Origin of the sequence: uncultured Sutterella sp., assembly GCF_937923675.1 — a bacterium.
Taxonomy (GTDB): Bacteria; Pseudomonadota; Gammaproteobacteria; order Burkholderiales; family Burkholderiaceae_F; genus Sutterella.
On sequence record NZ_CALDXB010000047.1, the window covers coordinates 20,784 to 46,506 of the forward strand.

General features: G+C 61.8%; 24 protein-coding genes. 11 read left to right on the forward strand and 13 right to left on the reverse strand.

Annotated elements, in window-relative coordinates; translation table 11 throughout:
* Positions 1 to 37: 37 nt before the first annotated feature.
* Entirely contained in the window at positions 38 to 367 is a 330-nt protein-coding gene (locus Q0106_RS05935; protein WP_297610219.1) for a hypothetical protein, read from the reverse strand.
* 253 nt (positions 368 to 620) lie between these two features.
* Here Q0106_RS05935 and xth point away from each other — a divergent pair, with 253 nt between their 5' ends.
* The 5 genes from xth to Q0106_RS05960 all read left to right on the forward strand — a co-directional run bounded on the left by xth (position 621) and on the right by Q0106_RS05960 (position 5,822).
* Entirely contained in the window at positions 621 to 1,427 is an 807-nt protein-coding gene (gene xth / locus Q0106_RS05940) for an exodeoxyribonuclease III (RefSeq protein WP_297610222.1), read from the forward strand.
* Between the two features lie 2 nt (positions 1,428 to 1,429).
* Positions 1,430 to 2,170, forward strand: a complete 741-nt coding sequence (locus Q0106_RS05945; RefSeq protein ID WP_226963170.1) for a transporter substrate-binding domain-containing protein — start codon at positions 1,430 to 1,432, stop codon at positions 2,168 to 2,170.
* Between the two features lie 351 nt (positions 2,171 to 2,521).
* Positions 2,522 to 3,523 (forward strand): tripartite tricarboxylate transporter substrate binding protein, encoded by a 1,002-nt coding sequence (locus Q0106_RS05950; RefSeq protein WP_297610226.1) that lies wholly within the window; start codon positions 2,522 to 2,524, stop codon positions 3,521 to 3,523.
* Between the two features lie 316 nt (positions 3,524 to 3,839).
* On the forward strand, positions 3,840 to 4,301 hold the full coding sequence (locus Q0106_RS05955) for a tripartite tricarboxylate transporter TctB family protein (protein WP_297610229.1): 462 nt from the start codon (positions 3,840 to 3,842) through the stop codon (positions 4,299 to 4,301).
* 12 nt (positions 4,302 to 4,313) lie between these two features.
* The gene (locus tag Q0106_RS05960) at positions 4,314 to 5,822 is read left to right on the forward strand and encodes a tripartite tricarboxylate transporter permease (RefSeq protein WP_297610232.1); all 1,509 of its coding nucleotides are present in this window, start codon (positions 4,314 to 4,316) and stop codon (positions 5,820 to 5,822) included.
* An 80-nt stretch (positions 5,823 to 5,902) separates the two neighbouring features.
* Here Q0106_RS05960 and Q0106_RS05965 read toward each other — a convergent pair whose 3' ends face one another.
* From Q0106_RS05965 to rph, 9 genes are all read right to left on the reverse strand, one after another.
* The gene (locus Q0106_RS05965) at positions 5,903 to 6,496 is read right to left on the reverse strand and encodes a hypothetical protein (protein ID WP_297610235.1); all 594 of its coding nucleotides are present in this window, start codon (positions 6,494 to 6,496) and stop codon (positions 5,903 to 5,905) included.
* Entirely contained in the window at positions 6,489 to 7,562 is a 1,074-nt protein-coding gene (locus Q0106_RS05970) for an RNA methyltransferase (protein ID WP_297610238.1), read from the reverse strand. Before Q0106_RS05970 ends, Q0106_RS05965 begins: the two co-directional genes overlap by 8 nt.
* A 69-nt stretch (positions 7,563 to 7,631) precedes the next feature.
* Positions 7,632 to 8,273 carry a hypothetical protein gene (locus Q0106_RS05975; RefSeq protein ID WP_297610240.1) on the reverse strand — a complete coding sequence of 214 codons (642 nt, stop codon included), beginning with the start codon at positions 8,271 to 8,273 and terminating at the stop codon, positions 7,632 to 7,634.
* A complete protein-coding gene (ntrC, locus tag Q0106_RS05980; RefSeq protein ID WP_297610245.1) occupies positions 8,270 to 9,859 on the reverse strand; it encodes a nitrogen regulation protein NR(I) in 1,590 nt (529 codons plus the stop codon). The genes Q0106_RS05975 and ntrC overlap by 4 nt, the downstream gene beginning before the upstream one ends.
* Positions 9,860 to 9,949: 90 nt before the next feature.
* A complete protein-coding gene (gene glnL / locus Q0106_RS05985) occupies positions 9,950 to 11,113 on the reverse strand; it encodes a nitrogen regulation protein NR(II) (protein ID WP_297610248.1) in 1,164 nt (387 codons plus the stop codon).
* Positions 11,114 to 11,305: 192 nt separating this feature from the next.
* A complete protein-coding gene (glnA, locus tag Q0106_RS05990) occupies positions 11,306 to 12,718 on the reverse strand; it encodes a type I glutamate--ammonia ligase (protein ID WP_297610251.1) in 1,413 nt (470 codons plus the stop codon).
* A 298-nt stretch (positions 12,719 to 13,016) separates the two neighbouring features.
* Positions 13,017 to 14,201 (reverse strand): radical SAM family heme chaperone HemW, encoded by a 1,185-nt coding sequence (gene hemW / locus Q0106_RS05995; RefSeq protein ID WP_297610255.1) that lies wholly within the window; start codon positions 14,199 to 14,201, stop codon positions 13,017 to 13,019.
* Between the two features lie 37 nt (positions 14,202 to 14,238).
* The gene (rdgB, locus tag Q0106_RS06000) at positions 14,239 to 14,874 is read right to left on the reverse strand and encodes an RdgB/HAM1 family non-canonical purine NTP pyrophosphatase (protein WP_297610258.1); all 636 of its coding nucleotides are present in this window, start codon (positions 14,872 to 14,874) and stop codon (positions 14,239 to 14,241) included.
* A gap of 36 nt (positions 14,875 to 14,910) precedes the next feature.
* Positions 14,911 to 15,660, reverse strand: coding sequence for a ribonuclease PH (gene rph, locus Q0106_RS06005; RefSeq protein ID WP_297610261.1), 750 nt, complete (start codon positions 15,658 to 15,660; stop codon positions 14,911 to 14,913).
* Positions 15,661 to 15,914: 254 nt separating this feature from the next.
* On the opposite strand from rph, the gene Q0106_RS06010 reads away from it, so the two are divergent.
* The 4 genes from Q0106_RS06010 to Q0106_RS06025 all read left to right on the forward strand — a co-directional run bounded on the left by Q0106_RS06010 (position 15,915) and on the right by Q0106_RS06025 (position 20,407).
* Positions 15,915 to 16,817, forward strand: coding sequence for a YicC/YloC family endoribonuclease (locus tag Q0106_RS06010; protein WP_297610264.1), 903 nt, complete (start codon positions 15,915 to 15,917; stop codon positions 16,815 to 16,817).
* 24 nt (positions 16,818 to 16,841) lie between these two features.
* Positions 16,842 to 17,498: a guanylate kinase gene (gene gmk / locus Q0106_RS06015; protein WP_297610267.1), complete on the forward strand. Its 657-nt coding sequence runs from the start codon at positions 16,842 to 16,844 to the stop codon at positions 17,496 to 17,498.
* Positions 17,499 to 17,568: 70 nt separating this feature from the next.
* Positions 17,569 to 17,769: a DNA-directed RNA polymerase subunit omega gene (gene rpoZ / locus Q0106_RS06020; protein WP_139688618.1), complete on the forward strand. Its 201-nt coding sequence runs from the start codon at positions 17,569 to 17,571 to the stop codon at positions 17,767 to 17,769.
* Positions 17,770 to 18,046: 277 nt separating this feature from the next.
* Positions 18,047 to 20,407, forward strand: a complete 2,361-nt coding sequence (locus Q0106_RS06025) for a bifunctional (p)ppGpp synthetase/guanosine-3',5'-bis(diphosphate) 3'-pyrophosphohydrolase (protein ID WP_297610270.1) — start codon at positions 18,047 to 18,049, stop codon at positions 20,405 to 20,407.
* Positions 20,408 to 20,526: 119 nt separating this feature from the next.
* Here the strand turns inward: Q0106_RS06025 and Q0106_RS06030 are convergent, their stop codons facing one another.
* A complete protein-coding gene (locus Q0106_RS06030) occupies positions 20,527 to 22,038 on the reverse strand; it encodes an FAD-dependent oxidoreductase (RefSeq protein WP_297610274.1) in 1,512 nt (503 codons plus the stop codon).
* Between the two features lie 122 nt (positions 22,039 to 22,160).
* On the opposite strand from Q0106_RS06030, the gene Q0106_RS06035 reads away from it, so the two are divergent.
* Positions 22,161 to 23,180, forward strand: coding sequence for an AraC family transcriptional regulator (locus tag Q0106_RS06035; RefSeq protein WP_297610284.1), 1,020 nt, complete (start codon positions 22,161 to 22,163; stop codon positions 23,178 to 23,180).
* Between the two features lie 179 nt (positions 23,181 to 23,359).
* Here the strand turns inward: Q0106_RS06035 and greB are convergent, their stop codons facing one another.
* Positions 23,360 to 23,917, reverse strand: a complete 558-nt coding sequence (gene greB, locus Q0106_RS06040; protein ID WP_152159227.1) for a transcription elongation factor GreB — start codon at positions 23,915 to 23,917, stop codon at positions 23,360 to 23,362.
* A gap of 249 nt (positions 23,918 to 24,166) precedes the next feature.
* Between greB and Q0106_RS06045 the strand changes: the two genes are divergently transcribed.
* On the forward strand, positions 24,167 to 25,075 hold the full coding sequence (locus tag Q0106_RS06045; RefSeq protein WP_297610279.1) for an NAD(P)H-dependent oxidoreductase: 909 nt from the start codon (positions 24,167 to 24,169) through the stop codon (positions 25,073 to 25,075).
* Positions 25,076 to 25,497: 422 nt separating this feature from the next.
* On the opposite strand, the gene Q0106_RS06050 is transcribed toward Q0106_RS06045, so the two are convergent.
* Positions 25,498 to 25,723, reverse strand: a 226-nt coding sequence (locus Q0106_RS06050) for a hypothetical protein (RefSeq protein WP_297610281.1), incomplete at its 5' end; no start/stop codon positions are given.

Consider the following 25,723-nt stretch of genomic DNA (forward strand, 5'->3'; position numbering starts at 1 on the left):
CTTCATACGGTTGAAGAAGGCGTTCATTGTTGGGAGGCTACTCTTCGGGCTTCTCGAGAGGCGCCTCTTTTCTCGCCGCGGCTTCCTTCATGCGGATGCCTTCCTCGAGAATGCGCCGCGTCCATGCCGAGCCGCCCGCGTCGTGCCAGAACTGAAGCTGTTCGGCAGTCAGGCGCGCCGAGCAACGCAGATACCCTTTTTCCTCCCTTTCGACGCGCTTCTTCGCGTCGCCGGGGCGAAGATCAATCGGAGTCCCGGGCACGCGCTTCGATTGCGCCTTCCTGAGGAGCCTGAGCGCGGATTTGGTTTTGGCCGCTGCTTTGGAAGTCGTTTTTCCGGCGGCTTTTGCTGAATCTTTTTTTCCCATGATCGAAATTCGGTCTTCTATTCGGTTCGTTCGGAAACGCTTCGGGGTGAGGAGCCGGGGCTCGCGCCCGTTCATGAGGGGAGCGCGGGGCGCCTTTCCCAATGATAGGCCGAGAGGCGCATTATCCCAAAGTACGGAAGACTACCGATTGCAAAGCGAAATAGAAACGCGGCCCGATGCTTCTTCCCAAAGGAATCCGCTGTGGCAAACTATGGCGCCTGAATGGTTTCCGTCTGAAAGGTTTCCCTCCGCCATGCCTCAGCTTCGTCTTGCCTCCTGGAATGTCAATTCGCTCAAGGTCCGCCTGCCGCAGGTGCTTGAGTGGCTCGAGCTCTCCCGAACCGACGCGCTCGTCCTTCAGGAAACCAAGCTCACCGACGACCTTTTCCCCGCGGAAGCCTTCCGCGAGGCGGGCTTCGACGCGGTCTTCACGGGTCAGAAGACCTACAACGGCGTGGCGCTCGTCACGAGGAAGAGCACCGTGAGCGGCCTGGAAGCGGTCGAACTCAATATTCCGGGCTACCCCGACGACCAGAAGCGGTTCGTGAGCGCGCTTCTTGCTCCCGCCGCCGGAGGCGACCCCATCCGCTTCTGCGGCGCCTACTTCCCGAACGGACAGGAAATCGGCACGAGCAAGTATCTCTACAAGCTCGACTGGATCTCCACGCTCTCGAGGCACCTCAGAAAGCTCCTCGAGGCGTCGCCGCGCCTCATTCTCGGCGGCGACTTCAACATCGCCCCCGCGGAAGCCGACACGTGGAACCCCGCCTACTGGGAAGGGAAGATTCTCTGTTCGCCCGCAGAGCGCAGCGCCTTGAAGCGCCTCGAGGCGCTCGGACTTCGCGACAGCTTCCGGCTCTTCAGCCAGCCCGCGGAAACCTTCTCCTGGTGGGATTACCGTCAGAGCGGATTTGAAAAGAATCACGGCCTCAGGATCGACCTCATGCTCGTCTCCGACGCCCTCGTTCCCCTCGTGAAGGAAGCCGCCATCGACGCCCGTCCGAGAGGCAACGCCCAGCCCTCCGACCACGCTCCCGCCACTCTTCTTCTTGAGTACTGATCGTGATCAGCGCGAAACCCCGGCTCAGAATCGGCATCCCCGGCGACTACCTCCCCTTCGGCATCATCGACGAAGGCTCTCAGGCGGGCTTTGCCGGACACGACATCGACCTCATGGAGGGACTCTGCCGCGAGGCGGGCCTCGCGCCGCAGTTCATCCTGACGAGCTGGCCCGCACTCTTTGAGGAACTCTCCGCCGGGCGCTTCGACGTCGCCGCGGGCGGCGTCTCCTGGCTCCCGGAGCGCGCGAGGCGCTTTGACGACCTGCCGCGCTACGCGCCCTTTGCAAAGGTCGCGCTCATCCGCAAGGCCGATGAAAAGCGCTTTCTCGTCCCGGAAGACCTCAATCAGCCCTCGGTCCGCGTGATCAAGAATCCGGGCGGCACGAATGAGGCGTTCGTCAATGCGCACCTCACGCGCGCCTCGGTCGCGACCGTCGCCGACAATGCCTCGATTCCGGCGCGCATTGCGTCCGAAGTGGGCGACGTCATGATTACCGACACCTTCGAAGCGCGCTGGTATTCAGCAAGAGACGTGCGCCTCACGCTCGCCTTCGGCGGGAAGGGCCTCACGCCCGAAAGCTGGAAGACCATTCTCGTTCGCCGCGGCGTCAGAAAGCCCCAGCTTCCCGGCCGGGAAGGCCTGCCCGGGGAGCTCCTCATCACGTCGCTTCTCTCCGCCTGGGGGCGGCTTGACCGCGCGGGGTTCCTCACGGAGCTCTCCCGCAAGTGGCTCGGGAGCTGAGCTCCGGCTCCTCGCTCCCGGTTCCTGACAGGAAAAAGTTTTTTCTTCGCCCGCTGCCCGCATCCCTGCGGTTTCTCAAAATGCCTGCCCGGGAATCATCCGCGCGGACGTCGTCAGACGCTTTTCCGCCTTTCGAGCCATTTTCTTAGGTTCCTCTCCCTAGTCGAAATGAGATTCGGCAAAAACGCCGCAAGTCACCGCTTCCGGGCATGCGCGCACCGTTCCCGGGCGTGCTCTAATTCATGTCTCGAGCTTCTCTTTGCAAATTGAATTGCAAAGGAAGCGCCATAAATTTCAAAGTCTTTGTTCAAATCAAAGACTTTTTTTGCATCAAAGAAAGGAGCATCCCTTATGCAGCGTCGCACTGTACTGGGTGCCATCGGAGCGGTGGCACTCTCGAGCGCCTCTTATTTCCCGATGAATGCCTGCGCCGCGGCGCTCAAGGGTGAGGGCGGCAACCCCATCCGCATCGTGGTTCCCTACCCGCCGGGAGGTCCGCTCGACGTTTCCGCGCGCGCCATTGCCGACGCCGTGACGCCCGTTCTCGGCACCGTCGTTGTTGAAAACCGCCCCGGCGCGGGCGGCAACGTCGGCATGAGCTACGTGAGCCATGCGCGTCCCGACGGCCATACGCTCGTGATGGGCGCGGTCGCGACGCTCGCCATCAACCCGTCGCTCTTCAAGAAGCTCCCCTACGATCCGGTAAAGGACTTCAAGCCCGTGACGCTCGTCGCCACCGCGGCGAACGTGCTCGTCATCACGCCGGAGTTCTCGCAGAAGACGGGCGTGAAGTCGGTGAAGGACCTGATCGAGTATGCGAAGAAGAACCCGGGCAAGCTCAACTACGCCTCGGGCGGCAACGGGTCCGCGGGCCACATGGCGGGCGAGTTCCTGAAGCGCCAGTGCGGCATCGACATGGTCCACATTCCGTTCGCGGGCGCTTCTCCGGCGCTCCTCTCGGTGATTTCGGGCCAGACCGACCTCATCTTCGACAACCTCGCCTCGGCTGCGGCCAACATCAAGGCCGGGAAGCTCATGGCGCTTGCCGTGACGACGAAGACCCGCACGCCGCTCCTGCCCGATGCGCCCACGATGGAGGAAGCGGGCGTCCCCGACTTCGACATCTACACCTGGTTCGGCCTCATGGTGCCGGGCGGCACGCCCGACGACGTCGTGAAGACCTTGAACGACGCGATCGTCCCGGTTCTCAGGGACCCGGCCACCGACAAGAAGTTCCGCGCCTTCGGCGCGCTTCCCGCCCCGACGACGCCTGCCGAATACCAGAGCCTCATCGACGAAGAGGCGAAGAAGTACAAGGTGCTCGTGGAGATCGCCGGCGCCCGCGTCGACTGACGCATCAGGAGGCGTCCGCAGTCTGATCGGGAGGCGCTTTCCTTAAAGACCTCCGGCGGCTGCGATGAGAGCGGTCCGTGCTTTTGCCGTTGATCGGCATGGGTTCGGGCCGCTTTCGCGTTTTCTCTTTTGAAGAAGGCGTTTTGCGGGGAAAAGCCTACTTATAATTCCTCGATTTTTCCCGGAACGCCCCCTGAAAAAACACCGCCGGTGCTTCAGGGGCATGCCCCGGACGCCTTCAGGCATTCAACAACGAAATTTCTTTTTCCGTCCCATCGGGCCCTATCCCTCGGCGAGGCCCGGGACACGAATCAACATGCTCAAGAACCAGAAGGATTTCGCAGCAGGGCTCTTCTACATCGCGATCGGCATCTTCGGCGCGACGAGCCTCGGAGACAACGAAATCGGCACGCTCGCGCGAATGGGGCCGGGATACTTCCCGCTCATCATTTCAGTAGCCATCATCCTCACGGGCCTCGTCATCGTCGTGAAGTCGCTCGTCGCGACGCCTGCCTCTGATCAGGACACCCGCATCGACTTCGGGAAGCCGTTTTCCGCGCTCCTTATTCTCGGGAGCGCCGCCTTTTATGCGGCAACGCTCCTCACGCTCGGGTTCGTCCTCTCAATCGGCCTCATGGTGGTCATCTCCTCCCTCGCCCACCCGCTCTTCAGGCTGCGCGACGCCCTGATTTCCGCGGTGCTTCTCACCACGCTCTCGGCGCTCCTCTTCATCGGCGGCCTCGGGCTCATCGTGCCGCTCTGGCCGACATTCCTCTAAGGAGAGTACGGGATGGATCTCCTCAATAATCTTCTCATCGGCTTTCAGAGCGCCGTTACGCTCACGAACCTTCTTTACTGCTTCGTGGGCGTGTCGCTCGGCACCCTCGTGGGCGTCCTCCCCGGCATGGGACCCGTCGCCACGGTGGCGATGCTCCTTCCGATCACCTACGCGCTCGACCCCTCGTCCGCGCTCATCATGCTCGCGGGCATCTATTACGGCGCGCAGTACGGCGGTTCGACCACGGCCATTCTCGTCAACATTCCGGGCGAAGCCTCCGCCGTCGTCACCTGTCTCGACGGCCACAAGCTCGCCAAGGTCGGGCGCGCCGGGGCGGCTCTCGGCGTGGCTGCATTCGGCAGCTTCATTGCCGGGTGCTTCGCGACCGTTCTGATCGCCGCCTTTGCGGAACCCCTTACGCTCGTCGCCTTTGAATTCGGTCCGCGCGAATACTTCAGCCTCATGGTGCTCGGCCTCGTGGGCGCGGTGGTGCTCGCCTCCGGGTCGCTTCTGAAGGCGATCGGCATGATCTTCATCGGCATTCTCCTCGGCTGCGTCGGCATGGACGTGAATTCCGGGGCGCTCCGCTACGTCTTCGGCATTGACGAACTGATGGACGGGCTCGACTTCGTCGCGCTCTCGATGGGCGTCTACGGCTTTGCGGAGATCATCCGCAATCTTGATGCCGCCGGGAGCCGCGAGGCGGTGCCCGCTGCCGTCGGGAAAGTCCTTCCGAGCGCAAAGGACCTGAAGGATAGTGCGGGCGCCATTTCGCGCGGCACGATCCTAGGCTCCCTCCTCGGCATTCTCCCGGGCGGCGGCGCGCTTCTCTCCTCCTTTGCGTCCTATACGCTTGAAAAGAAGCTTGCCGGCAAAAACGCCAGGCCGCCCTTCGGCGAAGGCAACATCCGCGGCGTGGCGGGTCCGGAATCGGCCAACAATGCGGGCGCGCAGACGAGCTTCATTCCGATGCTCACGCTCGGCATTCCCTCGAACGCCGTGATGGCGCTCATGATCGGCGCCCTGATGTTGCACGACATTGCCCCGGGCCCGCAGGTCATGACAACGAATCCCTCGCTCTTCTGGGGCCTCATCGTCTCCATGTGGATCGGGAACGTCTTCCTTGTGATCCTCAATATTCCGTTGATCGGCCTCTGGGTGAAGCTCCTGCGCGTGCCCTACCGGCTCCTCTACCCGGCGATTCTCGTTTTCTGCGCGATCGGCGTTTATTCGATCAACAACAACCCCTTCGACATCTGGATCACGATCGGCTTCGGCATCTTCGGCTGGATCGTCAACAAGCTCGGCTGCGAGTGCGCGCCGCTCATTCTCGGCTTCATCCTCGGGCCGATGCTTGAGGAAAACATGCGCCGCGCGCTCCTTCTTTCCCGCGGCGACCTGACGACCTTCGTGACGGGACCGATCTCCGGGTCGCTCCTTGCCGTCTCGGCCGTTCTTCTTCTCCTCGTGATTCTTCCCTCCGTGCGCTCCGGCCGCGAAAAGGCGTTCGTCGAGGATTAATCTCCGGCTTTCCCTGAAGGCAAAAAGAAACCCCGCCAGTGGAGCTTTTCTTCCGGCGGGGTTCTTTTTTTCTCGTTTTTCTAGCTTCGCTTCGCAAGCCTCAGACGCTCGACCCAGAGGCCCGAGGATTCAAGATCGGACGCCGATGCGCCTGCCGGCGTCTTTTTCCCCTCCGACCAGAGCCCGGAGGCTAAAAGATCCTCCTCCCGCAGAACCGGGAGATTGACGCCCGCATGGGTGCCGGCGCCTGCGACCTCCGCCGGGATCATTTCCGGACGGATCGTGGGGAAGGCGCACTCCCAGGCTTCGAGCGGCACGAGAACGCCGCCCTCGCGGCCGATGATGACCGGAAGCGCCGTCTTTTCCTCGTCGCTTCCCCGGGTTTCAGGCGCGAGGAGCACGAGCACCTCCGCCGCCCAGAGACGCTTTGCCCGCAGGCGGTCCCTCAGCGCGAAGAAGGGCCAGAGAACGAACATGACCCAGAAGGGCGCGGTGAGGATCGCCGCAATGGCGATCCAGGAGCCCGAGAGCGTCCCCCGGAAGGAAACGGCGGCGCCGAAGACTGCCCAGATCCACCAGAGGAGCCAGAAGCGCCGTCTGCGTCTTTCAGGAATCGGCGTTTGAACGGCAAGCTCCGTGCGCTCGAGCGTCGTCTTTTCTTCCTTCTCAGTCATTTTGATTTTCTCCCCTCTCGCTTTTAAGCACCCTGGCGCGGAGCTGCCCGCAGCCGCCGTCCACATCCTGCGCCGCGGAATCGCGCAATGTTGCAATGACGCCCCTGCTCCTGAGGCGCCTCACGAGCTCGACGGCATGCGCGCGCTCGGGCCGCACCCAGGGCGAATCCTCCACGGCGTTCACGGGGATGAAGTTCACCATGGCGTATTTCCCCTGGAGAAGGTCGGCGAGCCGGTCGATTTCCTCGAAGGAGTCGTTGACGCCATGCATCAGGGTCCATTCATACTGAACGGGATAACCCGTCGTCCGCGCCCACTCCTCCGCCCGCCCGATGATGCGGGGGACGGCCATGCGCGCCCCCCTCGGAAGGAGCTCACGGCGCTTTTCATCGTTCGTCGTATGGAGCGACACCGCGAGCGCAGGCCGGACCGTTGAAGCGAAGAGCGCATCAAAGAGTCTCTCGTCGCCAACCGACGAGATCACCAGGTCCTTTTGTCCGAAGTCGCCCATCTGCGCGAGAAACTCCACCGCATGCAGGACGTTTTTGAGGTTGTGCGAGGGTTCTCCCATGCCCATGAAGACCACCTTCTTCGTCTCGGGCCGAAGTTCCCGGGCGATGGCGGCCTGGGCGACGATTTCAATGTCGGAGAGCTGCCGGATAAGACCGCATCTTCCCGTCATGCAGAAGACGCAGCCGACCGCGCACCCCATCTGCGTTGAGACGCAGACGCCCTGCCGGGGAAGAAGCACCGATTCAATCGTCTGGCCGTCGGAGAGCGTGAGAAGAAGCCTTTCGCTCTCCGGGTCCGCGCCCGGGTGGCGCGAGCGGATGACGGCGGCATTCCTCAAAGCCCCGCGGATCCCGGGAAGGGCTTCCGCGACCGCTTTTGGGAGCCTGAGCCTGCGGCTTTCCGCAGCTTCCTCCCATTTGATTCTTCCCATCCAGGCGCGGTACACCCGGCGCTCGTGCGCAGGCCCTGCCCCGAGCGCCGAGAGGCGCTCGTGCAGCTCTGCGAGCGAATGGAAAGTGTTAAGCGAATCGGGCGTTGGAGTCTGATCGGGCATGAAATAAAGGCGCTTCCCCGCTCGCGGGCGAAAAAATCCTGAAGAGCCCGGGATTTTAGTCGAATTCCTCTAGAGAAATTCCTCGCGCACGAAGAGCGTGCGCACGGCCCGTGCGGCCTCTTCGGGGAACCCCGGCCGCATGCTTCTGCGCGGAACCGGGAGTCCGATCATGAGCGTTTTTTCCCAGCGCTGCCCGAGGATGCGGAGCCGTTCGCCCGAGAGCCGGAAGGCGGGCTCGAGCGGCCGCCCGGCGGAAGCCCCAAGGAGCTCCCTCACTATCGGGTCGTTTGCCGCATCAAGAAGCTGGCTCGAGAGGAAGACTGCAATCAGCGGAGTGCGCTTCTCGAACTCGTCGCGAAGCCTTTCCGCTTCGGAAACGGCATCCCTCACGACATGCCCGTCGCGCGCGCGGCCGTCCCAGATTTCGGGCCAGGTGAAGATGGAAAAGCGCCTCGCCTGCGATTCAACCGGAAACCCCGCGGCGGAGAGCCAGCGGAGGGCTTCCGCAACCGCATAGCCGCGGTCGATGCGGGGCGCCGTAATGACGCCTCTCGGGCGCATGATTTTGTCGAGGAAGGCGCGGCGCGCCTCCCCTTCGGGAGGAAGCTCCGCGTCATCGAGTTCCGGCCCGAACCCGGGAGGCATCACGATGAGAACCCCGCGAGCGAGGTTTTCCGGCGCATCCGCCGTTCCCGGGGCATTGAGCTTCACTTCTCCTTTCCTCCGGGGAGGTCCTCTCCCGTGCGCCTGAGGGGCGGCAGACGCGCGGCGAGTTCATCGGCGAGTCCGAGCTCCTGAATCTTCCGCGTAAGCGTGTTTCTCCCGACGCCCAAACGCTCCGCGGCTTCAATGCGCCGGCCCCGGGTGACTTCCATGGCGCTTCGGATAAGCGCGCGCTCGAATTCGGCGGAAAGGGTCTGCCAGACGCCGGATTCGCCTTCCTGAAGGCGCTTTCTCGCGTCTTCAGCGAGGAGCCCCGTCCAGGTTTTTCGGCCTTCCGCCGCGGATTCAGCGGGCGCATGCGGCTCAATCCCCGCAAAGCGCGCTTCAGGGGCCTCGGACGCGCTTCGGATCTCAAGCGGCAGATCCTCGACGCGGATTTCCTTCGAGGGCGCCATGACGAGAAGCCACCGGCAGAGGTTTTCGAGCTGCCGTACGTTCCCTGGGAAGGGAAAGCGCTTCACGACCTCAAGGGCTTCCGGGGTGAGCACCTTTTCCTCAACGCCGAGTTCGCGCGCGCCGGTTCTCAGGAAATGCGCCGACAAGGGCGCAATATCTTCGACGCGGTCCCTCAGGGGCGGGAGCCGCAGGCGGATCACGTTGAGGCGGTGGTAGAGATCCTCGCGGAACTGTCCCGCCTTCACGCGCTCTTCCAGATTCTGATTGGTGGCGGCGATGACGCGGACATCGGCCTTGATGGGCTGGCGGCCGCCAACGCGGTAGAAGTAGCCGTTTGAGAGGACGCGCAGAAGCCTCGTCTGAAGCTCCATCGGCATGTCGCCGATTTCGTCGAGGAAGAGCGTCCCGCCCTTCGCCTGCTCGAAGCGCCCGAGGTGCGTGGCGGTAGCTCCCGTGAAGGCCCCTTTTTCGTGCCCGAAGAGCTCGCTCTCAAGAAGCTCCCTCGGAATCGCCGCCATGTTGATGGCGATGTAGGGTGCGCGGCTTCGCTTGCTGTGCTTCCAGATCGCGCGGGCGACAACTTCCTTGCCGGCGCCGGATTCGCCCGTGAGAAGCACCGTGACGTTGCTCTGCGAAAGCCGCCCGATGGCGCGGAAGACCTCCTGCATGGCAGGGGCCTGGCCGATGAGATCGGGAACCGCGGGCTGCGGCTCTTCAATCTTTTCCTCCGCTGCCGGGAGGGCCTCCGCCCGGTGCCTGGCATCCTCCATCGCGCGGCTGATGAGCTCAACCGCCTTCGCGACGTCGAAGGGCTTCGTCAGATATTCGAAGGCGCCGCCCTGAAAGGACGAGACCGCGCTGTCGAGATCCGAAAAGGCCGTCATGATGATGACGGGAAGATCGGGCGCAATTTCCTTCACGCGCGCGAGAAGGTCGACCCCCGAAAGGCCCGGCATGCGGATGTCGGAAACGAGCACGAGGGGGCGCTCGGATTTGGAGGCTTCAATGGCTTCGAGGGCCGCGAGCGCGTCCTGTCCGCGCTCGAATGTCCGGCAGCCGATGCCTTCGCGCGAGAGCGCGCGGTTGAGCACCCAGCGGATGGCGCGGTCGTCGTCGATCACCCACACAGGTTCGCTTCCGGCCGCTGCGGAAAGCTCGATTGGAGTGTCTTCAAGCATGAGAGATTCCTTGGTCCTTTCGCCCCGTCCGCGCTTCTCTGATGAAAGCTTCCTGGCAGAACCGGGCGTCAATGGTGTGCGTTCCTGAAATTATCTGGGCGCTGCTCCGCCTGCAGACCGGCCGCCCTTGCCGGATTCCTTCTGAAGTCCGAGGGGGAGCATCACCGTAAAGTCCGTCCTCCCCGGACGGCTTTCAACGTCAATGGATCCGCCCGCTTCCTCAACAAAGGCGCGCACGATGGAAAGCCCGAGCCCGGAGCCCTCGGCCCGCCCGGTAACGAGCGGAAAGAAGATGCGTTCGCGGATTTCGTCGGGAATCCCGGGGCCGTTGTCGACCACGTCGACCCGAAGCGCGAGCCGCACGCGCTTCCCGCCCAGCATCACGTCCCTCGCAATGCGCGTGACGAAGACGATCTCGGCCTTCCCCCGGGCGCGCTCGGAGGTCATCGCCTCCGCGGCGTTTCTCGCGAGGTTGAGGAATATCTGAATGAAGCGGCCGCGGTCGCCGACGACGGCGGGAGCGGAGATGTCGTAGTCGCGCTCGATCCTGAGGCCGCTCGTGAATTCGAGACCGATCAGGCTTCTCACGTGTTCGAGCACCTCGTGAATATTGACGGGCTCAAACGTGCGCGGCCGGCGGTAGGGCGCGAGGAGCCGGTCGACGAGGGACTGAAGCCTTGCGGCCTCTTCGAGAATCACGCTCGTGCATTCCCGGTCCTCGTCGCGCACGAGCTCGGCCTCGAGGAGCTGCGCCGCACCGCGGATGCCGCCCAGGGGATTCTTGATTTCGTGCCCGAGATTTCTGAGGAGTTCGCTGTTCGCCGCCCGCACGCTCGCTTCCATGGCGCTTCTTTCCGCCTGAAGCGCGTCCTCGAGTTCCGAGACTTCGAGAATGCATGCGGTATCGGCGGGGAGTCCCGCCGCGCGGACGTCGTCCGCGGCAATGGCGGAAAGAACAGCTCTCACGCGAAGCGGTTCCGCAAGTCCCCGGCGAAGCTCCGTCATGGACGAATAGGAAGGCGTCCCCGCGCTCTCCGCGAGCGGAAACCAGGACCCGGCCTCCTCGATGAATTCCGCGGCGGGCTCGCTTCTGAGGCCCCGTCTCGTGCGTCCGAGAAGGGTTTCAGCGGCCGAATTCACGGTGGTGATCCGTCCGGCACGATCGAGCGCCAGGACTGCCGTTGAAAGCGCGTCAAAGAGCGGGGCCGGATTGAGAGGCCCTTTCTGAAGCTCATGCGGAATCCTGGTCTTCATGCCTGCCGAAAGAAAAAAAAGAAAAATGAATTTTCCGCAGTGTCCGCCTGCGTGCGGACGGGCACTCCGGAAAAAGCAAAACGGGGAACGATGGCTCGATGCACCGTCCCCCGGGAGAGGTCCTCAGACTGCGGCGGGGAAAGCCCCGCCGTCTGAAAGCCCATTCGGATGCCTGAGAAGGCTCGAGTCCGATCAGTGCGAGTAGTAGAGATCGAAGTCGAGCGCCGTAACGGCCATCTCGGCCTTGAGCACATCCTTCCTCTTTTCGGCGATGTAGGCGTCGATCAGATCGTCCGAGAAGACGCCGCCGCGGGTAAGGAACTCGCGGTCCGCGTCGAGGGCGTTCAAGGCAGCCTCAAGATTCGGCGCGACGGTCGGGATCTTGGCGTTTTCCTCGGGCGGCAGATCGTAGAGGTTCTTGTCGGCCGCTTCGCCCGGATGGATCTTGTTCTGGATGCCGTCAAGGCCGGCCATCAGGAGCGCGGAGAAGCCGAGGTAGGAGTTGCAGAGCGGATCGGGGAAGCGCACTTCGATGCGGCGGGCCTTCGGGCTGTTGACGAACGGAATGCGGATCGAGGCCGAGCGGTTCCTGGCGGAATAGGCGAGCTTCACCGGAGCTTCAAAGCCCGGAACAAGGCGCTTGTAGGAGTTGATGCCGGGGTTCGTGATGGCGTTGAGAGCGCGGGCGTGCTTGATGACGCCGCCGATGTAGTAGAGCGCCATTTCGGAGAGGCCGGCGTAGCCGTTCCCCGAGAAGAGATTCTGGCCGTCCTTCCAGATCGACTGGTGAACGTGCATGCCCGAACCATTGTCGCCCTCAACGGGCTTCGGCATGAAGGTCGCGGTCTTGCCGTAGGCGGCGGCGACGTTCCACACCGTGTACTTGAGGATCTGCGTCCAGTCGGCGCGTTCCACGAGGGTCGAGAAGCGCGTGCCGATTTCGCACTGGCCGGCGCCGCCCACTTCGTGGTGGTGAATTTCAACCGGAACGCCCTGCTGCTCGAGGAGCGTGCACATTTCAGCGCGCAGGTCGGCCATCGAATCAACCGGGGAGACCGGGAAGTAGCCGCCCTTCATGCGGTTTCTGTGGCCGAGGTTGCCGCCTTCCATGTCGAGGCCGCTCGACCAGGGCGCTTCTTCGGAACCGATCTTGAAGAAGGAGGAGCCGGGACGGTGATCCCACTGGATCGAATCAAAGACGAAGAATTCAGGTTCCGGACCAAAGTAGGCCGTGTCGCCGATGCCGGTCGACTTCAGATAGGCTTCGGCGCGGCGGGCGAGCGAGCGCGGGTCGCGGTCGTAGCCCTTGCCGGTCGTCGGCTCAAGCACGTCGCAGTTGAGCACGAGCGTGTTGGCTTCGCGGAAGGGGTCCATGCGGGCGGTGTTGGGGTCCGGCTGCAGGAGCATGTCGGAAGATTCAATGCCGCGCCAGCCGACGAAGGACGAGCCGTCAAAAGGCTGGCCGAGTTCAAACGTGTCCTCGTCGATCTTATCGGCCGGAATCGTCAGGTGCATTTCCTTGCCGAGCAGATCGGTGACGCGAAGGTCCACGAACTTGCAGTCGTTGTCCTTAATCATCTGCAGCACATCAGCAGCGGACGTCATACCTCTTCTCCTAAAAGTATCGTGCGGCCGGTTGAAGTTGCGGACCGCGTCAAAAAAGAAATCGGGAAAGAGACCGGCGGATCAGCCCCGCGCATTCGCCAGCGCTTCGGCTCTCCGAATCTCCTCGGTTTGTCTATGAAGCAAAAGGCGTGCCAAAGTGGAATTTCCTAGCAAAAACCCTGAATTCAGAAAATCCCGCCCTCAGGATGCCGGGAACAGCCCGGGCAGGCGCATTCATCACGCCGGACGCACCCGGAATTATGCTCCAGCAGACCGCACGACGCACCAAATACGTGCATTAAAGAAAGGCTTCCTGCACGTCGGAAAGGAAGTTGAGCCCGAGGCGCGTCGTCCGGATGCGGCCGGGATCGTCTGCAATGAGGCCCCGGGCGCGGAGATCCCGAAGCGCGGGAAGAATCGCCCCGAGCGGGATCCCCGTGCGCTCCGAAAAGGTGCATTCGGGAACGCCTTCGATAAGTCTCAGGGCATTAAGCATGAATTCGAAGGGGAGGTCTTCGGGAGAGACCCGGTGAACATCTTCTGCGGCGCTCCTTCCCGCTTCGAGCGCCTCAAGATACCGGCGCGGATTCATGAAGCGCATCTCGCGGCGGATGCCTTCCCGGGCGGTGACCTTCCCGTGCGCTCCAGCGCCCGCGGCGAGGTAGTCGCCGAAGGTCCAGTAGTTCAGATTGTGCCGGCAGCGGCGGCCCGGCTTCGCGTAGCCCGAAACCTCGTAGCGCCCGAACCCTTTTCCGGCCAGAAAATTTTCGACGAGGTCGCCCATTTCCGCCGTTTGGTCGGCGTCGGGGAGCTCCTCGGGAAGGTGCTTCGCAAACGCGGTCCCGGGCTCGATCGTGAGCTGGTAGCAGGAGAGATGCGCGGCGCCCGACTCAGCCGCCTCGTCGAGCTCTTCCCGGAGGCCCTCCATCGTCTCGCCGGGAAGCGCATACATGAGGTCGAGATTGAAGTTCTCGAACACCTCCCGGGCACACCGGATCGCCTCGCGCGCCTCCCTCACGCTGTGAATGCGCCCGAGGCGCTTCAAGCGGTCGTCCGAAAAGCTCTGGATCCCGATGGAAAGGCGGTTGACGCCCGCAGCGCGGAACGCTTCGAATTTTCCCGCTTCTAGGGTCCCCGGATTCGCCTCCATCGTGATCTCGGCATCGCTTGCGAGCGAAAAGCGCGCGCGCACGCCGTCAAGGAGCCGCTTCATGGCGCTCCCCGACATGAGGCTCGGCGTCCCGCCCCCGATGAAGACCGACTGAATCTCCCGCTCCCCGGCATCGGGGAGCCACGACTCAAGATCCTTCAGGAGCGCGTCGACGTAGGCGCCTTCGATCGCCTCAAGCGCGCCGGGTTCCTTCGGCGCGCCGTGCGAATTGAAGTCGCAGTAGGGGCACTTTCTCACGCACCAGGGCCAGTGGAGGTAGATCGAGAGCGGAATGGCGGCGGGATTAAGCGCAGCCGGAGAGGAATCGGTCATGTCGGAATCGGTTGAGAGCTGCGAAAAGTCAGGCGCTTCAGGCTTTTTGAGGCTTCCAGCCCCAGCGCTCCTCAAGGAGCTTTGCCATGCGTCTCAAGGCCTCGCCCCGGTGGCTCTGCGCGTTCTTTTCTTCCTGAGAGAGTTCCGCGGCAGTGCGCTTTTCCTGAGGCAGATAAAAGTACGGGTCGTAGCCGAAGCCGCCCGTGCCTGCGGGCGCCTCCGCGATCTCGCCCTGCCAGAAGCCTTCGGCGATGAGGGGCTCCGGGTCATCGGCGGAACGGACGGCCGCGAGCACGCAGGTGTAGTGAGCTCTGCGGTCGGACTTTCCCGCCATCTTTTCAATGAGAAGGCGGTTGTTGGCCGCATCGTCCCCGTCCTCGCCCGCAAAGCGCGCGGAGAAGACGCCGGGGGCGCCCCCGAGCGCATCGACGCAGAGGCCCGAATCATCGGCCATGGCAGGGAGCCCCGTTTCCTTTGCGGCATGGCGTGCCTTGGCAAGGCAGTTTTCAATAAACGTGCCGTAGGGCTCGTCGCAGGAGCGGACGCCATACTCCTTCTGCCCGGCAACGCGGACGCCGAGCGGCGCGAACATCGCCTGGAATTCGCGGATTTTCCCGGCATTGCCGGAGGCAAGAACGAGAACGGGGGCGGCGGTTTCAGTATTCTGGGTCATAAGGGAAAACTCCGGAAAATGGGACTTCGGGAATCGTCAGAGGGGCTTGACAAGCGCCTCGCGCTGGAGTTCCGCGAGACGGGCATTTCCCTTCTTCGCGAGCGCGAGAAGCTTCATGAGGTCGTCGTCCGTAAAGGGCGCGCCTTCGGCCGTGCCCTGGATTTCAACGAAGCCTCCGAGGCTCGTCATCACCACATTCATGTCGGTGTCGGAATTGCTGTCCTCGATGTAGTTGAAGTCGAGAACGGGTTCGCCCTCCCACATGCCGACGGAAACGGCGGAGACCTGCGCGATGATCGGGTCTTCCTCGATCAGCTTCTCGCGAAGCATCCTGTTGACCGCGTCGCGAAGCGCCACCCAGGCGCCCGTGATCGAGGCGCAGCGGGTGCCGCCGTCGGCCTGGAGCACGTCGCAGTCGATCTGAATCGTGAATTCGCCGAGCTTTCTGCGGTCGACCACGGCGCGAAGGCTCCGGCCGATGAGGCGCTGAATCTCCTGCGTGCGGCCCGTCTGCTTGCCCTTTGCGGCCTCGCGGTCCGTCCGCGTTCCGGTGGCGCGCGGGAGCATTCCGTATTCCGCCGTCACCCAGCCTTCGCCCTTGCCCCGCAGAAAGGGCGGCACGCCCGGGGTCACGCTCGCCGTGCAGAGGACGCGCGTGCCGCCGGCTTCCATGAGAACGCTCCCCTCGGCATATTTTGTAAAGCCCCGGGTAATCGAAACCGGACGAAGCTCGTCGGGGGCGCGCCCGTCAGGACGCGAGGAAAGAGAGGCAGCAGACTGAGACATATTGAAGATGCTCCAACAGAAAAAAGGAATTCTCTCAGGGAAAGGATGCTACTAGCACTTCTCTCTCCGTGCTTTCCTCGATGAATGCGCTTCCCGCGGGCCCTGAAGGCTCTAAAATGCCGCAATCTTCAAATTTATCCCGAAGCTTGGGCCGGGTTCCGGCCGCAGAAGGTTCTTCCTAAAGACCCGAACCGGCCTCTTCTCTTGACACCCCAGGCTTCGCTCATACATAACGGATACAAAGGATTTTTCTGATGCCTTCAGTCGCAAGCATGACGGGATACGCCGCCCTTGACGGCAAGACCCTCGCGGGCACCGTCACTGCGGAATGCCGTTCGGTCAATTCCCGCTTTCTCGATCTGACGCTGCGCCTTGACGATGCGCTGCGCTTTACCGAACCCGCCGTTCGCGAGCGTCTCCAGAAGCGCCTCACGCGCGGGAAGGTGGAGCTAAGGCTCAACCTCACGGCGGACGCATCCGCGCTTCCGGCTTCCGTGAACGAAGAGGCGTTGAGGCGCGTTCTTGCGCTTCAGGAAACCATTCTCAAACTCGACCCGCAGGCTCAGGAGCTTTCCGTCGCTGAAATCCTCGAACTCCCCGGGATTGCCGCCGCCGAAACCCCCGACCGCGACAAGCTCCTCCGGGAAGTGCTCGCGATCGTCGACCGCACGCTCGACGAATTCATCGCGGCGCGCGAACGCGAGGGCGCGGCCCTCGCGCAGGTCCTCTCGGGCTACTGCGACAAGATGTCGGCAGTGGTGAAGGACGTGCGGGGCGCCATGCCGCAGATCATCTCGCAGCTTGAGGGGCGCCTTACCGAGCGCCTCACGGATGCGCTCGCCGACGCCCTGAAGGAAAAGAGCACCCTCACGAAGGAAGAGGTCACCGACCGCATCCGCCAGGAAGTGACGATGTACGCGATCAAGATGGACGTCGACGAAGAGATGAACCGTCTCGACACGCACCTTGCCGAGGTGAAGCGCCTTCTCGCTTCAGAGGGCGCCGTCGGCAGAAAGCTCGACTTCATGGCCCAGGAGATGAACCGCGAGGCCAACACTCTCGGCTCCAAGGCCGCGGCAATTGAAATGACGCAGGCTTCGCTCGCCCTCAAGATCACGATCGACCAGATGCGCGAACAGATTCAGAATCTCGAATAAACGCCTTCGAAGGACATTTCGACCATGAACGACGCACTCCCGCAGCAGAATTCCGCTCCCCGTCATCCCGGACGGCTCTTTCTCGTCACGGCGCCCTCCGGCGCCGGGAAGTCCTCGCTGGTGAATGCGCTCCTCAAGCGCCAGCCCACCATCAAGCTCTCGATCTCCTCGACCACGCGCGATCCGCGCCCGGGCGAAGTGAACGGCCGCGAATACCACTTCATCACGGAAACGATGTTCCTCGAGATGAAGAACCGCGGCGAATTCCTTGAAACCGCGCTCGTGCACGGCAACTACTACGGCACGAACCGCACCTGGATCGAAGGCCAGATGGCGCAGGGGAACGACGTGCTCCTCGAGATCGACTGGCAGGGCGCGCGCCAGGTCCGCTCGAAGTTCGCGGGCACGGTCGGAATCTTCATCCTTCCGCCCTCCATTGAGGCGCTTGAATGGCGACTCCACCATCGCGGTACGGACTCCGACCAGACGATCACCCGCCGCCTGATGGGCGCGGGCGCCGAGATCGCGCATGCCCCGGAATTCGAGTACGTTATAATCAATGAAGATTTCGATACGGCCCTCAGCCAGCTTGAGGCCATTGTGACGGCGAGCCGACTGACCTATGCTCAGCAGGCAATCCGCCATCATGATCAGTTCGCGAACCTCGGCGTTCCGGTCTGATCCCCTGGGCTTCGCTGCTGTCAGGGCCTTTTTGCCCCTTTTTCCGATCATTCATCCTACTGGAACTTAAATGGCACGCATTACCGTTGAAGATTGCCTGAAGAAGATTCCCAACCGCTTCCAGATGGTTCTGGTTGCGGCCTACCGTGCTCGCCAGATCTCCCAGGGCTACGCCCCGAAGATCGATGCGAAGGACAAGCCCGCTGTCATCGCTCTGCGCGAGGTTGCCGACGGACTGGTCGGCACGGACATGCTCAAGCATGTGCAGTAATTCAGGGCTCCGAAAGGACGCCTGACCGCGACGGCCGGACCGCCATCCTTCTCCTGCGATTGCACAGGGAGTGACGGCGCCGGCCGTTCTTGTTTTCAATTCCGTTCAACCCATCAATCTCCGCCCGGAAGTTCCCTGCCGCCTGACCTTTCTCTCACAGGCGTCGAATGGCCCGAAAGAGCCGCCCCGGAACCCCCGGCCGGAAAAGCGGCGCTTCCAATGCTGCAATCGTCCCCGATTCGGCAGAGCACGCATCAAGAAGAAGAGGAAGTTCGCCATGGCCCTCGACAACGCGCCCACCTTCCCGGAAGACATGTACGCCACCCGCGAAGAAGGTGCCGTACCCCTACCGACAGCTCCGAGGAAGCCGATTTCGCCCTTCGGGTTCGCCAAGCACGCCGTCCGTTCGCCCCTGCCCGCGCCCGTCATTCCGGCGAAGCTCCCCGATGCCGACCTTCCGCTCTTCACGCCCCAGGCGCCTGTCGGCGTCGTGACCGCCCAGGCGCTCGTCGATACGTGCCGCCTCTACCTCCCGCAGGCAGAGGTCGAGAAAATCCGCGAAGCCTACCGCTACGCCGACAATGCCCACCTCGGTCAGTTCCGCAAATCGGGCGAACCCTACATCACGCATCCGATCGCGGTCGCCTCGATCCTCGCCTCCTGGCGCATGGATGCCGAGACGATTGAGGCGGGCCTCATGCACGACGTGCTCGAAGACACGGGAACGAGCAAGCGCGAGATGGCCGAGAAGTTCGGGATTGAAGTCGCGGACCTGGTCGACGGCGTCTCCAAGCTCGATAAGCTGAAGTTCTCTTCGAACGCGGTCGCCCAGGCCGAAAGCTTCCGGAAGATGCTCCTCGCCATGTCGCGCGACGTCCGCGTCATTCTCGTGAAGCTCGCCGACCGCCTCCACAACATGCGCACGCTCGGCGTCATGCGGCCGGAGAAGCGCGCCCGCATCGGCCGAGAGACCCTTGAAATCTATGTTCCGATCGCGCACCGGCTCGGCCTCAACAACGTTTTCCGCGAGCTTCAGGAACTCTCGTTCGCGAACCGCTATCCGCTTCGCTACAAGGTTCTTTACGAAAACGTCCTCAAGACCCGCAAAAACCGCCGCGAATTCCTTGAGAAGGTTTTGAACGACGCCAAAACCGCGCTCGCCAAGGCGGGCATTCCCTGCCGAATACTCGGGCGCGACAAGACGATCTACGGCATCTACAACAAGATGCGCGAGAAGCACCAGTCCTTCTCCGACGCGCTCGACATCTACGGCTTCCGCGTCGTCGTGAGAACGCGCGGGGACTGCTACCTGGCGCTCGGCGCCCTTCATCAGCGCTGGAAGCCCGTCAATACCCGCTTCAAGGACTTTATTGCCATTCCGAAGTCGAACGGCTACCAGTCGATCCACACCACCGTGATCGGCCCGGACGGAACGCCCGTTGAATTTCAGCTCCGCACCGAGGAAATGCACAGGATCGACGAGGACGGCATTCTCGTTCACTGGCTCTACGCCTCGAGCGACGACACGTCGGACCTCCAGTCGCGCACGGCCGCGTGGCTGCAGAACCTCCTCGAAATTCAGCAGACGAGTACCGACAGCACGGAATTCCTTGAAAACATCAAGGTCGACCTCTTCCCCAACCAGATTTACGTCTTTACGCCGAAGGGAAAGATCATTTCGCTCCCGAAAGGATCCACCGCAATCGACTTCGCCTACGAAATTCATACCGACGTCGGGAACCACACCGAAGCGGTGCGCATCAATGGCGAGCCGAAGCCCCTTACGGACGCGCTCAGAAACGGCGACCTCGTTCAGATCATCACGTCGCCCGACGCGCACCCCAACCCGCAGTGGCTCGAAAGCGTCCATTCGGGGCGCGCGCGCGCCGAGATCCGCCAGTACCTGAGGAGCTGCCAGTTCGATGAATCGACGCGTCTGGGGAGACTTGCCCTTGAAGCCGTGGCCGAAGAGCAGAAGATCGACCTCATGGCGATTCCGACCTCGATCGAGCAGAAGCTCGTGAAGGAATTCGGGGCCGAGAGCCTCGCGTCGCTCTACGCCATGATCGGGCTCGGAAAGGCCCTTCCGGCAGCGGTGCTCCATCGCCTTCGCATGCTGATGCGCGAAGAGAACCTCGAGAGCGCAAATGCCGAACTCCCCGCCGTCATCGTGAACGGCAACGAAGGCGTCGCGCAGCACCTTGCCGTCTGCTGCCACCCGATTCCCGGCGACGACATCACGGGCTACAACCGCCCCGGCCTCGGACTCACGGTTCACCGCGAGGACTGCCCGCACGCCGTCCGCGGCAAGCAGGCCGATCCCAACCGCTGGATGCATCTCGAATGGGGAACGCCCAAGCCCGGATCCCACTTCGCGGTGCCGCTTGAAGTGCGCGTCAAGGACTCGCACGCCGGCCTTGCGGCCGTTGCGGCCGCTGTCGCGGAAGCGAATTCGAGCATCACGGCGGTAACGCTCGAGGAGCGCGGCGACGAGCACATCGTGCACGTGACGGTGCTCGTGCGCGACCGCAACCACCTCATCCACGTCACCCGCACGATCCGCCAGACCGACGTCGTGCTCAAGGTGAAGCGCGTCTTTGAGGAAGGAACGCCCACCCGCAAGAAGATTTCCGTCTGAGGCACGGACTATAGACGCAACGAATCAAAAAACGCCTACCGGCCTAAATCCACCGGGAGGCGTTTTTTCTGTCAAGTCCCGGAGCTGTTCTAAGGAACATGCACCGGGACTTTTAACGCTTACGCTTCAGTGGCAGCCACTTTTCCGGCAAACTTGCCGAACGTGAGGCTGCTGCCTACCGAACCGCCGCCGATGTAGCAGGAGCCGTGAATGCCGCCGACGATTTCTCCGGCCGCATAGAGTCCCTTGATGGGATTGCCGTACACGTCAAGCACATGCAGTCGCGGGTCGATTCGCACGCCGCCCATCGTGAGCGACACAAGCGGACGGCAGATGAAGCCCCAGTATGGGCCGGTTCTGAAGTCGCCCTTGATGTACTTTCTATCGAATTCCTTATCCCTGCCTGCGTCAACATAGCTGTTATATGCCCTCACCGTAGCGGCAACGGCGTCCGCGGGAAGTCCCATCTGTACGGCAAGGTCTTCGATCGTATCGGCCTTCTTCACGAACAGCTTGCGATCCCGGAGCTCTTCCTCAAAACGCTCGCGACCCCAGCCTATCACCTGGATGTCGTCGTGCGCCATGAAATCCTTCAGCTGCGCGTCCGTCGCGATCTGGAAGACCTTTTTGAAGCCCAGCTGCGCCATGGCAAGCGCCACATCGGTGTACTCGGCTTCATCCCTGATGAATCTTCTGCCGTCTTCGCCGAGCGTGATCGTCCCGTACTGCCCCATCTTGTGGCCGTGCCAGATCAGGGCGCGGCGCTTCTTTTCATCTGTGGGCAACCCATACGCAACGAGCGTTGCCTGATCAAGATGCGTCGTATCCCCGCCGATCCTGCGGACCATCTTCAAACCCTCGCCGACGCTGCAGACAGCCGCAGTCGAGAGGATTCCCCTGAAGGAAAGCAGATTGTCGTCAAGCATGGCGGTATTCGCGGCAAACCCGCCCGTGCACATGATGATTCGGTCGGCGCGAATCGCAAGCGGCTTGCCTTTCGTTTCTGCCTTCAGACCGAGAACCTGACTTCCGTCAGGCGTCGTGACCAGCTCCAGCGCCTTCGTGTTCATGCGGTATTCGACGCCGAGCTTCCTGCCTTCTTCGTAGAGAATCTTGACGTAGCGGGACCCGGAGTTGGTATCCACGTAATACTGGCGGTTGACGCGGAAGGCCGTCGAAACCACCGGTATCAGCTTGACGCCGCGATCCGTCATCCAGTCAAGCGCTGCAGGCGCTTCGCGAGCAAGAACTTCAACGAGTTCGCGCCGGCCGGTGCCGCGGCCGCCCTTGAGATACTCTTCAACGAATTCCGCCTTGCCGTTCTCATCCTTAATGCCGGCTGCGGCCTGGGCCTTCGTTCCCGACCCGACAACCATGCCGGCAGAGAACGATGATGCATTGAGGAAGGGCGTCGCATTCTTGTCGATGAGAAGGACTCGCTCAGCACCGTTTTCCTTTGCGGAAACTGCTGCGAACAAGCCGGCGACGCCGGCGCCCACCACCAGGATGTCCGTCTCGACATCCCACTTGTCCGGGACAACAGCAGAAGCGCGCGCGGCGCCTGCAGCGGCAATGACGGCGACAGCCCCGCCCGCAGCCTTGATGAAATTGCGGCGATTAAGTTCAGCCATGACCAACTCTCCTTTGAATGAAGGGGCAGCTTCACAGGTGAATTCCGAGCCGCCCCGCTGTTGCGATCAACTCTAGAGAGCCGGGTTTCAGAGGCTTGACGGGGAGTGCAGGCGACTTGACGATGCGTGCGGCAAGCTTTCCGGGAAAGCGCATCTTGACAAGGTTCAGCACGCGTTGGACAATCGTCAATACTTTGAAAATCCTTGAAATTATGTCGAAAGCCCTTTCGTTTGACCGCTACTCGCAGCAAGTCCGAAGCTTTTTCGATCTCCCGATCAACTTTGAGGCTTCGCACGGCAAAGCTGCCATGTTCAACGGCAAAGCACAGGTGCGCAAACTGCCCGCCATGACGGTCGGGCGCTTCTCCGGCGAATCGCATTCAGCGAAGCATCCGACCCGCTGCACCGGCGAGGCTGTTTTGGCGCTCAACCTGATTCTTCGGGGAGAAGGCTATTTTGAGGAAGGCCGTTCATTCGGGCGGCTGAAGCCGCTCGATTTCGCCATCACAGAGAGCGCAAGCGGCGCCAACTGGCGGTTTACAGACGACTTTGATGAGTTTGTGCTGCGGATCCCACTCGCCTCGCTCCCGAGAAGCGCCAGGCACGTTGACAAGATACGAGGCCGCGTTTTGCCGCCGGGCATGCATTCACGGCTTTTAACGCGTTTTCTCGCGGAAGCGGCTCAGCTTCCCGATGCAGTCGTACCTTCGGCGCTGAGCGGCGTCGAATCAGCCGTCATTGGGCTTCTTGACGGCGCTTTGCTGGAAGCCGCAGGCGGTTTTGCTCCGGAAGCGCTTTCGAAGGATGCGCTTCTCAGCGTGATTCTCGACGACATGCGGGCTGCAATGGGAAATCCCAACTTATCTCCAGTGGAAATCGCTTCCAGGCACCAAATCTCTGTTCGCTTCCTGCATCAGCTTTTTGCCGACACAGACCAAACCTGCATGGAAGCGCTGCGGGAAATGCGCTTAACGAGAGCGAGAGAGCTCCTTGAGCAGAGCCGCCTTTCCGTAACAGACGTCGCCATGGAGGTCGGCTTTTCCCGACTTGAAACCTTCTCCCGGCATTTCAAACAACGCTTTGGGCTTTCACCTGCAAGCTTTCGTCAGGCATTGCCCGGACTTCGCCAAGAATCCTGGTGATTCGCTGCTTCGAGGAGAATCCGGAAGCTCCTCTAACAGCGGGCAGACATAGTCTCCCCAATACAGCAGGAGGTCTGCGGCCCTCTGCAGGCGGAATCGCCCAAATCCTGAACAAGGACTTTTAGTATTGGCTCACGGGAGTTTGAGAAGAAATCCCGTGAGGCCTTTTTTCAGCAAAATCATGGAATCGGCTGATCGTTCGTGTAGGTAACTTCCAGGATCTCGAGCGTGTCGACCCCAGCCGGGTGCGTGCTCGTTGCCGGCGTCGGAAGCTTCACTTCGTCGCCTTCATGGTGCTTCAGGAGCACGCGGGCAATGGGGCTGATCCAGCTCACGTCGCCGTGCTCGGCATCGGCCTCATCGATCCCGACGATGCGGATCTTGCGCTCCTCGCCTCTCTGGTTGGCATAGAGCACCGTGGCGCCGAAGAAAACCTGATCAGTTTCGGGGTGCGCTGCCGGGTCTACCACCTCTGCGGATTCGATGCGCTTATTGAGGAAACGAATCCGGCGGTCGATCTCGCGAAGACGCTTCTTGCCGTAGAGATAGTCGCCGTTTTCCGAACGGTCGCCGTTGCTTGCCGCCCAGGAGACGACGTTCACCACCTCAGGGCGCTCAACGTTGACGAGGTGCTCGCGTTCATCAAGGAGGCGCCTGTAGCAGGCAGGCGTCATGTAGTTCTTCGTATTGGGCGGGAGTCCGGGGAGCTTCACCTCGTCGTCATCATCTTCGGCCATGAATCGGGTCCTTCCTGAATTCGTTTCTGTGGAAAAGCTAATCCTACGCGCGTTGAAGCGCTTCGGGCAGAACTCAAAGCAGAATATCGCGAGCCGCGCCATCAGGAATGTCCTTACTTTCGCAATACCTGCCTCTCTATAAAATGGATTTCCTGCAGCCGGCTGATTACCTAGCACCCACCGGGCGATGAATTCCGGACAAAAGGGCAGCGCCAACCGCGTCTGCTGAACACACATCTGGAGAAACAGATGCATTGCAAACTCTCTCGCATTGCCCTTATTGCCGCGGCGATGCTTGCTTCCACTGCGTCATTTGGAGCCGACGCGGTTTCTTCCGCTTCCGTCAAGCCCGCCCAGGAGCCCGCTGTGGTTCTTGAAGGTCAGAAGACCATGGCCGCCAAGGGCGGCGATGCGCTTCCCGCCAACGTGGACGCAGTGACCTCTGCTTCCGTCGTGCCGCAGAAATACCGGCAGACGGACTACAAGCCCAGCGGCTTTACGGAGGCACAAGGCAAAAAACGTGCGCTATTCATTCTTGACGACCCGCGCCACGAATCCGTGACCTACGACCTCTGCGTCACCGCGATGAAGTTCTTTGAAGAAAGGGGCTTTGAGGTTGAGCTTCGCGATCTGATCGCGCAGAAATTCAACCCGCTCATCACGTCGCGCGAGGAGTTCTATCACGCGAAGGACGGCTTCGGGCCCACCCCGAAGGACGTTCTCGTCGAGCAGGCGTTCGTCAAGAAGGCCGACCACATCATCTTCGTCCAGCCCAACTGGCAGGACAGCGATCCGATGTTCACGAAGGGCTACAAGCTTCGCGTCTTCTCAAAGGGCTTTTCCTACGACGACGGCCCCAAGGGCCGCGTGGGACTGCTTCCGGGCAAGACCTTCTACACCATCATGAACGCAGGCTGGCTCGGCATGGGCCAGGGCCAGAGCGGGGACTCCCTCAACAAGAATCCTCAGGAATGGGAAACCTGGATGTTCGCGATGCGCGTGGTTGACGACGATGCCGCCGTCGGCAAGGACATGAAGAATCTCGGACGCTTCGTCAACGACCGCACGCCCGGAAATCTCGATCCGGACTACGGCACGAAGATCGAAGCCTTGAGAAACGTCCTGAGGTCCCGTCTCGCACGCGACTTCAATCTCTGACCTTCTTCACGGTCCTGATTGAAAAGCCAACGCCCGCAGCCGGGGGATTCCTGAGAATCCTTATCTGCGGGCGTTCTTTTGCTCCGGATAGGCTGGACCCTGCAGATCCGCTTTCAGCTCTCCGATCTTTCTTAAAACCGCGTCCCTCCCGGCAATATGCATCCAGCCTCACCACTCGACGATGCACGGCTACGCCAAGAAAAAGCCCCTCAGGATTTCTGCCTGAAGGGCTTGCTGACTAAAAGCCGATTAATGCGGATGCTTTGGAGGAAGATCGCGCAAAAGGTAAAACCCAAGCGCCGCGAGCGCGCAACCGAAGAGTATGTAGAGGATCCATGCCACCGACATTATGAGCGCTCCAGATAGTAAGTTATTAACAAGGCAACACTTTAGTTTACAAATGGTGCTATAGACAGCTCGGGTCAGGCCGCCTGTGCATAGAGGGTACTCTCATTCGTAAAACAGGCACGAATAGGGGTTTTCTCGCTTTTGAAGGTGGCGGTGATCTCCTTCGCGTGTTCGAGCGTTTCTTCGTGACTTTTCGGCCCTTTCAGCCGCAGATTCGTTTTGAGCTGACGATTCAGGAACTCATCCCTGAACTTCCCATCAAAAGTTACACTCGCTCCTAAGATGCCTGCAGAAACGTCA

Bases quoted from the DNA above. Each gene is read 5' to 3' on its own strand.
- Q0106_RS05965 (WP_297610235.1), bottom strand. From the start codon at position 6,496: ATGACTGAGAAGGAAGAAAAGACGACGCTCGAGCGCACGGAGCTTGCC.
- xth (WP_297610222.1), top strand. From the start codon at position 621: ATGCCTCAGCTTCGTCTTGCCTCCTGGAATGTCAATTCGCTCAAGGTC.
- hemW (WP_297610255.1), bottom strand. From the start codon at position 14,201: ATGACCGATTCCTCTCCGGCTGCGCTTAATCCCGCCGCCATTCCGCTC.
- Q0106_RS06035 (WP_297610284.1), top strand. From the start codon at position 22,161: ATGCGTGCGGCAAGCTTTCCGGGAAAGCGCATCTTGACAAGGTTCAGC.
- Q0106_RS06010 (WP_297610264.1), top strand. From the start codon at position 15,915: ATGCCTTCAGTCGCAAGCATGACGGGATACGCCGCCCTTGACGGCAAG.
- rph (WP_297610261.1), bottom strand. From the start codon at position 15,660: ATGTCTCAGTCTGCTGCCTCTCTTTCCTCGCGTCCTGACGGGCGCGCC.
- rpoZ (WP_139688618.1), top strand. From the start codon at position 17,569: ATGGCACGCATTACCGTTGAAGATTGCCTGAAGAAGATTCCCAACCGC.
- ntrC (WP_297610245.1), bottom strand. From the start codon at position 9,859: ATGCTTGAAGACACTCCAATCGAGCTTTCCGCAGCGGCCGGAAGCGAA.
- greB (WP_152159227.1), bottom strand. From the start codon at position 23,917: ATGGCCGAAGATGATGACGACGAGGTGAAGCTCCCCGGACTCCCGCCC.
- glnL (WP_297610248.1), bottom strand. From the start codon at position 11,113: ATGAAGACCAGGATTCCGCATGAGCTTCAGAAAGGGCCTCTCAATCCG.
- Q0106_RS06030 (WP_297610274.1), bottom strand. From the start codon at position 22,038: ATGGCTGAACTTAATCGCCGCAATTTCATCAAGGCTGCGGGCGGGGCT.
- Q0106_RS05970 (WP_297610238.1), bottom strand. From the start codon at position 7,562: ATGCCCGATCAGACTCCAACGCCCGATTCGCTTAACACTTTCCATTCG.
- glnA (WP_297610251.1), bottom strand. From the start codon at position 12,718: ATGACGTCCGCTGCTGATGTGCTGCAGATGATTAAGGACAACGACTGC.
- Q0106_RS05935 (WP_297610219.1), bottom strand. From the start codon at position 367: ATGGGAAAAAAAGATTCAGCAAAAGCCGCCGGAAAAACGACTTCCAAA.
- gmk (WP_297610267.1), top strand. From the start codon at position 16,842: ATGAACGACGCACTCCCGCAGCAGAATTCCGCTCCCCGTCATCCCGGA.
- Q0106_RS06025 (WP_297610270.1), top strand. From the start codon at position 18,047: ATGGCCCTCGACAACGCGCCCACCTTCCCGGAAGACATGTACGCCACC.
- rdgB (WP_297610258.1), bottom strand. From the start codon at position 14,874: ATGACCCAGAATACTGAAACCGCCGCCCCCGTTCTCGTTCTTGCCTCC.
- Q0106_RS05960 (WP_297610232.1), top strand. From the start codon at position 4,314: ATGGATCTCCTCAATAATCTTCTCATCGGCTTTCAGAGCGCCGTTACG.
- Q0106_RS05950 (WP_297610226.1), top strand. From the start codon at position 2,522: ATGCAGCGTCGCACTGTACTGGGTGCCATCGGAGCGGTGGCACTCTCG.
- Q0106_RS06045 (WP_297610279.1), top strand. From the start codon at position 24,167: ATGCATTGCAAACTCTCTCGCATTGCCCTTATTGCCGCGGCGATGCTT.
- Q0106_RS05955 (WP_297610229.1), top strand. From the start codon at position 3,840: ATGCTCAAGAACCAGAAGGATTTCGCAGCAGGGCTCTTCTACATCGCG.